8 protein-coding genes are annotated in these 12,229 nt (G+C 72.2%); 7 read left to right on the top strand and 1 reads right to left on the bottom strand.

Annotated elements, in window-relative coordinates:
* Positions 1-2 precede the first annotated feature (2 nt).
* From OG403_RS18665 to OG403_RS18635, 7 genes are all read left to right on the top strand, one after another.
* Entirely contained in the window at positions 3-782 is a 780-nt protein-coding gene (locus tag OG403_RS18665; protein WP_329572360.1) for a response regulator transcription factor, read from the top strand.
* A gap of 1 nt (position 783) precedes the next feature.
* Entirely contained in the window at positions 784-2,376 is a 1,593-nt protein-coding gene (locus OG403_RS18660; protein ID WP_329565837.1) for a sensor histidine kinase, read from the top strand.
* Between the two features lie 291 nt (positions 2,377-2,667).
* Positions 2,668-4,209, top strand: a complete 1,542-nt coding sequence (locus OG403_RS18655) for a cytochrome ubiquinol oxidase subunit I (protein WP_329565835.1) — start codon at positions 2,668-2,670, stop codon at positions 4,207-4,209.
* An 18-nt stretch (positions 4,210-4,227) separates the two neighbouring features.
* Positions 4,228-5,253: a cytochrome d ubiquinol oxidase subunit II gene (gene cydB / locus OG403_RS18650; RefSeq protein ID WP_329565833.1), complete on the top strand. Its 1,026-nt coding sequence runs from the start codon at positions 4,228-4,230 to the stop codon at positions 5,251-5,253.
* 9 nt (positions 5,254-5,262) lie between these two features.
* Positions 5,263-8,835, top strand: coding sequence for a thiol reductant ABC exporter subunit CydD (gene cydD / locus OG403_RS18645; protein ID WP_329565831.1), 3,573 nt, complete (start codon positions 5,263-5,265; stop codon positions 8,833-8,835).
* Between the two features lie 123 nt (positions 8,836-8,958).
* The gene (locus OG403_RS18640) at positions 8,959-9,789 is read left to right on the top strand and encodes a glycosyltransferase family 2 protein (RefSeq protein WP_329572359.1); all 831 of its coding nucleotides are present in this window, start codon (positions 8,959-8,961) and stop codon (positions 9,787-9,789) included.
* A gap of 99 nt (positions 9,790-9,888) precedes the next feature.
* Complete coding sequence (locus OG403_RS18635; protein WP_329572357.1) at positions 9,889-11,313, top strand: ATP-binding protein; 1,425 nt, start codon at positions 9,889-9,891, stop codon at positions 11,311-11,313.
* A 74-nt stretch (positions 11,314-11,387) separates the two neighbouring features.
* On the opposite strand, the gene OG403_RS18630 is transcribed toward OG403_RS18635, so the two are convergent.
* Positions 11,388-12,176 (bottom strand): AraC family transcriptional regulator, encoded by a 789-nt coding sequence (locus OG403_RS18630; RefSeq protein ID WP_329565829.1) that lies wholly within the window; start codon positions 12,174-12,176, stop codon positions 11,388-11,390.
* Positions 12,177-12,229: the final 53 nt, after the last annotated feature.

The raw sequence follows: 12,229 nt of genomic DNA, 5'->3' as shown, positions 1-12,229 counted from the left end.
CGGTGCGGGCCTCCGGCGAGGCCTTCCTGCTGGTGGTGGACGACGAGCCGAACATCCGCGAGCTGCTCTCCGCCTCGCTGCGCTTCTCCGGGTTCCGGGTGGAGTCGGCGGCCACCGGCGAGGAGGCGCTGGCCGCGATCGCGGTCGAGCGCCCCGACCTGGTGGTGCTCGACGTGATGCTGCCCGACCTGGACGGCTTCACCGTGGTCGAGCGGCTGCGCGAGCAGACCCGCCGCCAGCAGATCGCCAACCCGGCGGGCCTGGCCGCCCGCCCGGGGCGCCCGCGCCCGGCCGACCACCTGCCGGTGCTCTTCCTCACCGCGAAGGACGGCACCGAGGACAAGGTGCACGGCCTGGCCTCCGGCGCCGACGACTACGTGACCAAGCCGTTCAGCCTGGAGGAGCTGATCGCCCGGATCCGGGCGATCCTGCGCCGGGCCGGCGGTCCGGCCGAGGACGGCCGGCTCACCGTGGCCGATCTCACCCTCGACCCGCTGGCCCACGAGGTCACCCGGGACGGGCGCCCGATCTCGCTCTCGCCCACCGAGTTCAAGCTGCTGCACTACCTGATGGCCAACGTCGGCCGGGTGGTCTCCAAGGCGCAGATCCTGGACCACGTCTGGGCCTACGACTTCGGCGGCGACCTGAGCATCGTCGAGTCCTACATCTCCTACCTGCGCCGCAAGCTGGACTCGGGTCCCGACCACGGGCCCAAGCTGATCCACACCGTGCGCGGTATCGGCTACGCGCTGCGCCGGCCGCCGCAGCACCCGCAGGACTGACGTGCGGGGCTGGCCGCGCGGGCGGCAGCGGGATCCGGCACGGCCGCGTCGCTCGTTCGCGGCGCGGCTGCCCGGGCTGCGTCCGGGCCGGGTGCTGCGCGGCACCGGCCGGCTGTCGCTGCGGGCCCGGCTGCTCGCGCTCACCCTGGTGCTGGTCACCACCGGGCTCGCGGTCAGCGACGTGGTGGTGCTCGGCACCGTGCGCAAGCAGTTGATCGGCCAGGTCGACCAGCAGCTGGAGCGGTTCGGCACCTCGCTGGGCCACCACAACGGGGAGCACCCGCTGCAGGGCGCCGCCAAGCCCGGTGACCCGACCAGCGGCGTCTTCAAGCGTCCGCAGGGCGAGTCCGGCCTGCCCAGCGAGTTCGAGGTCCGGATGCTGTCGGCGGACGGCAGCGTGCAGCGCGCCTACCGCCAGCCGATCGCGGCCACCGACCCCGAACCCGACGTGTCCGGTCTCACCGGGGCGAGCCTGCTCGCCCACGTCGACAAGCGCTTCGACCTGCCCGGCTCCCGGGACAGCCGCTGGCGGGCGCTGATCCTGCCGGACCAGCACAGCTCAGGCGCGCCGACCGGCCCCAACTCCGCGTCCTACGTGATGATCGCGATCTCGCTGGACGACGTGAACTCCGCCGTCGCGAAGCTCGGTGACGCCTTCCTCGCGATCGGCGGCGCGGTGCTGCTGCTGATCGCCGGGCTCGGCACCTTCGCGGTGCGCGCCGGGCTGAAGCCGCTGCGCCGGATCGAGCGTGGCACCGAGCTGATCTCGGCCGGCGAACTCTCCTACCGGATGCCGGAGTTGCCGCCGAGCACCGAGGTCGGCCGGCTCTCGCTGGCGCTGAACGGGATGCTCGACCAGATCGAGTCCGCGTTCGCCGCCCAGGCCGCCTCGGAGGCGCGGATGCGGCGCTTCGTCGCGGACGCCTCGCACGAGCTGCGCACTCCGCTGGCGGGCATCCGCGGCTTCGCCGAGCTCTACCGGATGGGCGCGCTGGCCTCGGACACCGACGTCAAGCGGACCATGGACCGGATCGAGAGCGAGGCGGTCCGGATGGGCGGCCTGGTCGAGGACCTGCTCACGCTGGCCCGGCTGGACGAGGAGCGTCCGCTCGACCTGGCCCCGATGGACCTGCGCACGCTGGCCGCCGACGCGCTGCACGACCTCACCGCGCTGGACCCCACCCGCCAGGTCTCGCTCACCGGACCCGGCGGCACCGGCTCGCCGGGCGCCGCCGCCGTGCTCGGCGACGAGTCCCGGCTGCGCCAGGTGGTCACCAACCTGGTCGGCAACGCGGTCAAGCACACCCCGCGCGGCACCGCCGTGCGGATCGGCGTGGGCACCCGCGCGGACGGCTGCGTGCTCGAAGTCGCCGACTCCGGACCAGGTCTGACGCGTGATCAGGCCGAGCGCGTCTTCGAGCGCTTCTACCGCGTCGACGCCTCCCGCAGCCGGCACGAGGGCGGCGGCGCCGGCCTCGGACTGGCCATCGCCACCGCGTTCGCCCGCGCCCACGGCGGCGCCCTCACCCTGGACACCGCCCTCGGCGCGGGGGCGACCTTCCGGCTCACCCTGCCCCGTTCCAGCGGCGAGTAGTCAGGCCGGCCGTTCGGGAACGGCACCCAGGTCGGCCAGTTGTAGATCTGACCTTCACATATTCACGAGCGCTCCCCGCCGTCTTCACCCCACCCCGCCTCCCGTCGCCGTACAGGTGTGCGGCATACTGTCTCCAACGGCGAGCTTGTGAAAGTGTTCACGTTCACAAGCTCGCAAGCTTGGCCGGTAATGGTGCTGCCTGCGGCAAAGAGCACTTTTGTCCGGTTGGTGAGGCAGGATCTGGACCAAACCAGCCCAGATCGGGTGTCGGATCGAAGGGAAGAGGGCGAAGTGCAACTAGCGATCGCTCACGAGACCATCGCGCGATGGCAGTTCGGGGTCACCACCGTCTACCACTTCCTCTTCGTGCCGCTGACGATCAGCCTGGCGGCGATGGTCGCCGGGCTGGAGACGGCCTGGGTGCGGACGGGCAAGGACAAGTACTTCCACGCCACCAAGTTCTGGGGCAAGCTCTTCCTGATCAACATCGCCATGGGCGTGGTGACCGGGATCGTGCAGGAGTTCCAGTTCGGGATGAACTGGTCGGACTACTCACGCTTCGTCGGGGACGTCTTCGGGGCGCCGCTGGCGATGGAGGCGCTGATCGCCTTCTTCTTCGAGTCCACCTTCATCGGGCTGTGGATCTTCGGCTGGGACAAGCTGCCGAAGAAGATCCACTGCGCCTGCATCTGGATGGTGGCGCTCGGCACGATGCTCTCCGCCTACTTCATCCTGGCGGCCAACTCCTGGATGCAGCACCCGACCGGCTACACGATCAACGCGGCCGGTCGGGCCCAGCTCACCGACATCGGCAAGGTGCTGTTCCAGGACACCACGCTGGTCGTGGTCTTCCACACCCTCACCGCCTCCTTCCTGACCGGCGCCGCGTTCATGGTCGGCATCGCCTCCTGGCACCTGTGGAAGGCCAAGCGCAGGCCCGACTTGGCCGACAAGCGCCGCACCGCCACGATGCGCACCTCGCTGCGCCTGGGCCTGGTGCTGGCCGTGGTCGCGGGGCTGGGCACCGCGCTCAGCGGGGACACGCTGGCCAAGGTGATGTTCGAGCAGCAGCCGATGAAGATGGCCTCCGCCGAGGCGCTCTGGGACACCGAGGCGCCCGCGCCGTTCTCCATCTTCGCGGTCGGCAACGTCGAGAAGGGCCACAACTCGGTGGAGTTGGAGATCCCGGGGATACTCTCCTTCCTCGCCAAGAGCGACTTCCACTCGGCGGTGCCGGGCATCAACGACACCGCCGCCGCCGAGGCCGCCAAGTACGGTGGCAGTCCGAGTGACTACATCCCCAACATCTTCGTCACCTACTGGGGCTTCCGGTTGATGATCGGCTTCGGGATGACCTCCTTCGTGGCCGCCGCGATCGGGCTCTGGACCACCCGCGGGAAGCGGTTCCTGGCCCCCGAGTTCCGCACCGGCGAGGACGAGCCGCCGCGCCTGATGCTCACCCCCACCCGCGAGTTGGGCCCGCAGCTGACCCGGTGGAGCTGGCGGATCGGCATCCTGACCATGGGTTTCCCGCTGATCGCCAACAGCTTCGGCTGGATCTTCACCGAGATGGGACGCCAGCCCTGGTCCGTCTTCGGCCTGCTGAAGACCGCCGACTCGTCCTCCCCGAACGTCAGCGTGACCACCCAGCTGATCGCCTTCGGCACCTTCACGGCGCTCTACGCGGTGCTCGCGGTGATCGAGGTCCGGCTGCTCGCCAAGTACGCGAAGGCCGGCCCGGACGTGGACGAGCGCCCGCCCGCCAAGGACCCCACGCTGCGCGGCCCCGGCTCGGACGAGGACGCCGACCGCCCGCTGGCCTTCGCCTACTGAGCCCGGGGAGAGAGAATCATGCAGCTCCACGACGTCTGGTTCGTCCTGATCGCGGTCCTCTGGATCGGCTACTTCTTCCTGGAGGGCTTCGACTTCGGCATCGGCGTGCTGACCAAGCTGCTCGCCAGGGACCGGGCCGAGCGCCGGGTACTGATCAACACCATCGGCCCGGTCTGGGACGGCAACGAGGTCTGGCTGCTGACCGCCGGCGGTGCCACCTTCGCGGCCTTCCCGGACTGGTACGCCACCCTGTTCAGCGGGTTCTACCTGCCGCTGCTGATCATCCTGGTCTGCCTGATCATCCGCGGCGTGGCCTTCGAGTACCGGCACAAGCGCACCGAGGAGCGCTGGCAGAGCGGCTGGGAGCAGGCGATCTTCTGGACCTCGCTGCTGCCCGCCTTCCTGTGGGGCGTGGCCTTCGCCAACATCGTGCACGGTGTGGCGATCGACCAGCAGAAGAACTACACCGGCAGCTTCTGGGACCTGCTCAACCCGTACGCGCTGCTCGGCGGTCTGACCACGCTGGCCCTCTTCACCTTCCACGGCGCGGTCTTCGCCGCGCTCAAGACGGTCGGTGACATCCGCGCCAGGGCACGCGGGATGGCGCTGTGGCTCGGGCTGGTGACGGCGCTGCTGGCGCTGGCCTTCCTGATCTGGACCCAGGTCCACCGGGGCACCGGCTGGAGCCTGGCCGCGCTGGCGGTCGCCGTGCTGGCCCTGGTCGGCGCCCTGGTGGCCAACCAACTGGGCCGCGAGGGCTGGGCGTTCTCGCTCTCCGGGCTGACCGTCGTGGCCGCCGTCGGGATGCTCTTCCTCTCCCTCTTCCCGAACGTGATGCCCTCCACGCTCAACCCGGCCTGGAGCCTGACGGTCGGCAACGCCTCCTCCGCGCCGTACACGCTGAAGGTGATGACCGTGGTGGCCGCGGTCTTCACCCCGCTCGTCCTGCTCTACCAGGCCTGGACGTACTGGGTGTTCCGCAAGCGGATCGGTGTCCAGCACCTGCCGGTCGGCGAGCACGCCGCACCCGCCATCGAGAGCTGAGCCCTCGTCATGAAGCCTGTTGACCCCCGGTTGCTCACCCAGGCCCGCGCCACCCGGGCGTTCCTGGCCGGCTCGGTGCTGCTCGGCGGCCTCGGCGCGCTGCTGGTGCTCGGCCAGGCCACGCTGATCGCCGAGATCGTGGTCCGCTGCTTCCAGCGCCACCAGGGCCTGGGCGACCTGGGCACCCCGCTGGCGCTGCTGGCGGCCACCGCGCTGGGCCGGGCCCTGGTCGCCTGGCTCACCGAGCTGACCGCCCACCGGTCGGTGGCCCGGGTCAAGTCGCAGTTGCGCGGGCGGCTGCTGGAGCACGCCACCGCGCTGGGCCCCGACCACCTGGCGGGCCGGCGCACCGGCGAGCTGACCACGCTGGCCACCCGGGGCATCGACGCGCTGGACGACTACTTCGCCCGCTACCTGCCGCAGCTGGCGCTGGCCGTGGTGGTGCCGGTGGTGCTGCTGGCCCGGATCGTCGGCGCGGACTGGGAGAGCGCGGCGATCATCGCCGGGACCCTCCCGCTGATCCCGCTCTTCATGGTGCTGATCGGCTGGGCCACCAAGGACCGGATGGACCGCCAGTGGCGCTCGCTGGCCCGGCTCTCGCACCACTTCCTGGACGTGGTCGGCGGGCTGCCCACGCTCAAGGTCTTCAACCGGGCCAAGGCCCAGGCCGAGGCGATCAAGCGGATCACCGACGAGTACCGCAGGGCCACCCTGCGCACCCTGCGGATCGCCTTCGTCTCCTCGTTCGCGCTGGAGCTGCTGAGCACCATCTCGGTCGCGCTGGTCGCCGTCTCGATCGGGTTCCGGCTGGTGGACGGCAGTCTCGGGCTGGAGACCGGGCTGCTGGTGCTGATCCTGGCGCCCGAGGTGTACTTCCCGCTGCGCCAGGTCGGCGCGCTCTACCACTCCAGCGCGGAGGGGCTGGCGGCGGCCGAGGAGGTCTTCGCGGTCCTGGAGACGCCGCTGCCGGCCGCCGGCACCGTCGCGGCTCCCGCGCTCGCGGGCGCCACCGTGACGGTCGGCCCGCTGACGGTCACCCACCCCGGTCGCACCTCGCCCGCGCTGAGCGGCGCGGCCCTGCGGCTGGCGCCGGGGAGCACCAGCGCGCTCACCGGGCCCAGCGGGGCGGGCAAGAGCACGCTGCTGTCGGTGCTGCTCGGGTTCGTCCGGCCGGACGCCGGGGGAGTGACGGTCACCGGTGCCGACGGGCGTTCGTACGACCTGGCGGAGCTGGAGCCCGACTCCTGGCGCTCGCAGGTCGCCTGGGTGCCGCAGCACCCGCACCTGTTCGCGGGCACGGTGGCCGAGAACGTCCGGCTGGCCCGCCCGGCGGCCTCCGACGCCGAGCTGCGCGCCGCGCTCGCCGCCGCGCAGGCGCTGGACTTCGTGCGGGGCCTGCCGAACGGCCTGGACACCGCGCTCGGCGAGGGCGGCGCCGGGCTGTCGGCGGGCCAGCGACAGCGGTTGGCGCTGGCCCGCGCGCTGCTGACCGACCGTCCGCTGGTGCTGCTGGACGAGCCGACCGCTCACCTGGACGCCGAGAGCGAGGCGGCGGTCGTCGAGGCGGTGCGGGTGCTGGCGGCGGACCCGGCGCGCACCGTGCTGCTGGTGGCGCACCGGCCGGCGCTGCTCGCGGTGGCCGACCAGCGGGTGGGGCTGACGATGCCTCAGCTCAGCGGCGATGTTTCACGTGAAACATCGCCGGTGGCCGCAGTCGCGGTGGAGCACCGCGAGCCCTCCCCGGTCGCCGTTGCCCCGGCCCCCGCCCTGCCCGCGCTCGGCTCCGGCTCCGGCACTCCGTTGCGCCGGATCGCCGCGCTCTTCGCCGCCGCCGAGGCCGGCCGGGCCCGGCGCCGGTTCGCGCTCGCCGTGCTGCTCGGCGGCCTCGCGCTCGGGTGCGCGGTCGCGCTGCTGGCGACCTCGGGGTGGCTGATCTCCAAGGCCTCGCAGCAGCCGCCCGTCCTCTACCTGATGATGGCGGTCACCTCGGTGCGCGCCTTCGGGGTCGGGCGCGGCTTCTTCCGCTACTGCGAGCGGCTGGTCTCGCACGACGCCGTGCTGCGCACCCTGGGCAGCCTGCGGGTGACCGTCTACCGGCGGCTGGAGCGGCTGGCACCGGCCGCGCTGCCCGCGTTCCGGCGCGGTGACCTGCTCTCCCGGCTGGTCGCCGATGTCGACGCGGTGCAGGACTGGTACCTGCGCTGGCGACTGCCCGCGGCGGTCGGGTTCACCGTCTCGCTCGCCGCCTCGCTGGGTCTGGCGCTCATGCTGCCCGCCGCCGGGATCGCCCTGGCGGTCGGCCTGCTGCTCGCCGGGGCCGGGCTGCCGCTGCTGACGGCCCGGCTCTCCCGTCGCACGGAGCGCCAGCAGGCCCCGGCCCGTGGTGCGCTCGCCTCGGCGGTGGTCGACACCTGCACCGGCGCCGCCGAGCTGGCCGTGGCGGGCGCGCTGCCCCGGCGGCTCGGTGTGGTCCGGGCCGCCGACGCCCGGCTCACCGCGCTCGCCGCCCGCTCGGCCGCCAGCACCGCGCTCGGCGCCGGCCTGATGGCGCTGCTCACCGGGTGGACGGTGGTCGCCTGCGCGGTGGTCGGCGTGGCGGGTGTGCGCTCCGGCAACCTGAACGGGCTGAGCCTGGCCCTGGTGATCCTCACCCCGCTGGCCGCCTTCGAGGCGGTGGCCGGGCTGCCCGGTGCGATCCAGGTGCGCGAGCGCAGTCGGGCGGCGGCCGGGCGGCTCACCGAGATGGTCGACACCCCCGACCCGGTGGTCGAACCCGGTTCGCCCGCCGAGCCGCCCGCCGACCCGTTCCCGCTGGCGGTGCGCGGACTGCGGGCCGCCTGGCCGGGACAGGAGGGCCTCGCGCTGGACGGTATCGACCTGGACTTCGCGGCCGGTCGGCGCATCGCGGTGGTCGGCCCGTCCGGCTCCGGCAAGACCACGCTGGCGCAGGTGCTGCTCCGCCTGCTCGACCAGCGCGAGGGTTCCGTCACCCTCGCCGCCGGTTGTCCACAGGCTGTGGACAGTCGCGCGCTGGAGGGCGACGCGGTGCGCGCTCTGATCGGGCTCTGCGCCCAGGACGCCCATGTCTTCGACAGCTCGCTGCGCGAGAACCTGCGGCTGGCCAGGCCCGACGCCCCGGACACCGCCCTGCGCGAGGCCCTCGCCGCCGCCCGCCTGCTCGACTGGGTGGACACCCTGCCCGACGGCCTGGACACCATGGTCGGCGAGCACGGCGCCCGCCTCTCCGGCGGCCAGCGCCAGCGCCTCGCGCTGGCCCGGGCGCTGCTGGCCGACTTCCCGCTGCTGATCCTGGACGAGCCGGCCGAGCACCTGGACCTGCCGACCGCCGACGCCCTGACAGCCGACCTGCTGGCCGCCACCGAGGGCCGGGCCACGCTGCTGATCACCCACCGCCTGGCCGGGCTGGCCGAGGCGGGCGTGGACGAGGTGGTGGTGCTGGACGGCGGGCGCGTGCTGGAGCGCGGGAGCTGGGCGGAGCTGACGAGCCGTCCGGACGGGCGACTGCGGGCGCTGTGGGAGCGGGAGTCGGCGGCGGACCAGCTGGTCGCGGTGGTGGCCTAGTCGGCGGGAGCGCTACCTTCTGTGAGCGACGCGGTGCGGTGCTCCGGCGTTCGTGAGGTCGTCTCTGGTTCCTCGAAGGGAAGCGGTTCAGTGGGCGTGAAGCTGGGTGTGGCGATCCTGACCATGGGCACGCGGCCGAAGGAGCTGGCCGAGCTGCTGGCCTCGGTGGAGATGCAGACGGTCAAGGCCGCGAAGGTCGTGCTGGTGGGCCAGGGGTGCGCGCTGCCGGAACTGCCCTCGTGGGTCGAGGGCGTGGAGCTGGCGGAGAACCTCGGGGTGACCGGCGGGCGGAACGTCGCGCTGGAGCACCTGCGGGACGTGGACGTGGTGATCGACCTGGACGACGACGGTCTGCTGGTCGCCGACGACGTCCTCGCCCGGATCACCGCCCTGTACGAGGCCGACCCCGGGCTGGGGATCGTCGGTTTCCGGATCGCCGACGAGACCGGCCTCACCCAGCGGCGCCACGTCCCCCGGCTGCGGGCCGGCGACCCGATGCGCGGCGGCGAGGTGACCGGCTTCCTCGGCGGCGGCCACGCGCTGTCCTCGAAGATGCTGGAGCAGATCGGGGACTGGCCGGACGCCTTCTTCTTCGCGCACGAGGAGACCGACCTGGCCTGGCGGGCGCTGGACGCCGGGTGGCGGGTGCGCTACGTCCCGGAACTGCTGCTCCAGCACCCACGCACCAGCCCGACCCGGCACTCCTTCTTCTTCCGGGTGAACGCCCGCAACCGGGTCTACCTGGCGCGCCGCCACCTCCCCGCCCTGCTGGTGCCGGTCTACCTCGGCGTGTGGCTGGCGCTCACCGTCGCCCGGACCCGGGACGCGGCCGGGCTGAAGGCGTGGTTCGCGGGCTTCGCCGAGGGCTGGCGCACACCGTGCGGGCGGCGCAAGCCGATGCGCTGGCGCACGGTGTGGACCATGACCCGGCTGGGCCGGCCGCCGATCATCTAGGCCGCTGCCCTCGGAGTCAATGGTTGCGCCAGAGATAGTATCTCTGGCAATACTATCTCTGCTGTCGTTATGTCCGTACTCGCAGGACGGGATCTCTCCATGCATCGGTTCATCGGTCGGGATCGGGAACTGCGGGCCCTGAGAAGCACGCTCGATGAAGTCCGCCGAGCCGGTGGCCAGGCGGCTCAGCCCGGCCAGTGCGTGCTCGTGCGAGGGCGGCGACGGGTCGGGAAGTCCACGCTGGTCGAAGAGTTCCTGCGGAGCGCGGCGATCCCCCACTTGTTCTTCACGGCTGGGGGCGGATCCGCCGAAGACGAACTGGGCGAACTGCTGGACGCGGTTGCCGGCTCCACCCTCCCGGACCGGTCACTCTTCGCGGAGGAGACACCGACCCAGTGGAACGCGGCATTCCGACTGTTGGCGGAGATCCTGCCGGACGATTCTCCAAGCGTTGTGGTGATCGATGAGGTGCCCTATCTCATGGACCGCATCGACGCCTTCGAGGGCATGCTCCAGCGGGCGTGGGACCGCCTGCTCAGTCGCAAGCCCGTCCTGCTGCTGCTGGTCGGCTCGGATCTGTCGATGATGGAGGCGCTCGACAGCTACGACCGACCGTTCCATCAGCGCGGACGCGAGATGGTCGTGGGCCCCCTCGACCCCGCTGACCTCAGCGAGATGCTGGACCTGGAGCCGGCCACCGCTTTCGACGCCGCCCTCATCACCGGCGGCTTGCCGCTGATCTGCCGGGAATGGCAGGCCGGGGCCTCGATGTGGGAGTTCCTCGAAGCCGCACTGGAGAATCCGATCTCAGCTCTGCTGGTCTCGGCCGAGCGGTCGCTCGCCGCAGAGTTTCCCCCGCAAGCGATGGGCAGGGAGGTGCTGAGAGCAATCGGGGCGGGTGAGCGGACCTTCACCAACATCGCGCGTGCCGCCGGTGGTATCGCCCACAGCACTCTTACCAGGGCGGCCGACCTGCTGATCGACAAGCGGGTGGTGGCTGCCGACCTTCCGATCTCGCTCCACCCCTCGAAAGAACGGCGCTATCGCGTGGCGGACCCCTACCTGCGGTTCTGGTTGGCGTTTCTCGATCCGCACATGGCGGAGATCGAGCGCATGCGCGGTGATCTCACCCTGGCCCGGATCAGGGCCCAGTGGACCAGTTGGCGTGGTCGAGCCGTCGAGCCGTTGATCCGGGAGTCGCTCGCTCGTGTCCTGCCTGACGGCCAACTGCCTGCCGCTCCCGCCATCGGCGGCTACTGGACCCGGAGCAACGACGTCGAGATCGATCTCGTGGGCGCCGACCGTCAGCCCGTGGCCAAGCAACTGTTGTTCCTGGGGTCGGTCAAGTGGCTGGAGACATCCCCGTTCGACGCCCATGACCTGGCCGCCCTGCACAAGCACAGAGCCACGTTCACGGACGACCCGATCCCGCTCGTCGCGGTGTCCCGAAGCGGCGTCAGCTGCTCCGGGCTCCAGGCGGCCTACGGCCCTGAGGAACTGCTCGGTGCATGGCGCACTCGCTGAGAAGCGGCTGAGGGACGGCGCGAGTTGTCCGCCGGAGCTCCGGGCAACAGCCGTGTGGGCGCCCGGGAACCAGATCAGAGCGTCGGTGGGCCGCCGTGGAAGTAGCTGCCCGGGGTGAGGCCGGTCTCCCGGACGAAGGCGGCGACGAAGGCGCTCGGGGTCGCGTAGCCGACGCGTCCGGCGACCCGGGTCACCGGGTCGCCCTGGGCGAGGTGGGCCAGGGCCGCGCGCAGGCGTACGGCGGTGCGCCAGCGGGCGAAGGTGAGGCCGGTGTCGGTGCCGAAGGAGCGGGCCAAGGTCCTTGCGCTGGAGCCGACTTGGCGGCCCCACTGGGTCAGGGTGCGCGGGTCGGCCGGGTCGGCGAGCAGGGCGCGGGCCACGTCGAGGGCTCGCGGATCGGTGGGCATCGGTACGTCGATCGAGCGGGCGGCGACGGGTTCGAGGTTGTCGATCAGGACGGCCTGGGCGCGGGCCCGGCGCCCTGCTTCGAGCGCGGACTGGGCCAGGTGGTCGATCAGGTCGGCGACCAGCGGACCCACCGCCAGCGGCTGAGGAGCCGACCAACTGGGCAGTCCTGGCCCCTGGGTGAGGTTGAGGCTGCGCATGGCGGTGCTGGCCAGGGCGGCCGTCTGGTGCGCGGTGCCGGCCGGGATCCACAGCGCCCGGGTCGGCGGCAGGATCCACTCGCCGCCCTCGGTCGACACGGTCAGCACGCCGTTGCGGGCCCAGACCACCTGGTGCGTGTCGTGCCGGTGGGTGCCGAAACGGCTGCCGGGCGCCAGGCGGTAGGCGCGCACCACGATGGCGGCGGGCACCTGGTCCACCGCGCCCGGCGGGTTCGGCGGCTGTCCGTTTCGCGACATGATCTGGAAGCGTACGTCCTGGTGGCCCGTTCCGGTGCTGCCTAGCCTCGAAG

The organism is Kitasatospora sp. NBC_01266, from assembly GCF_036242395.1.
GTDB lineage: Bacteria > Actinomycetota > Actinomycetes > Streptomycetales > Streptomycetaceae > Kitasatospora.
This window is presented reverse-complemented; position numbering and strand designations above follow the sequence as displayed.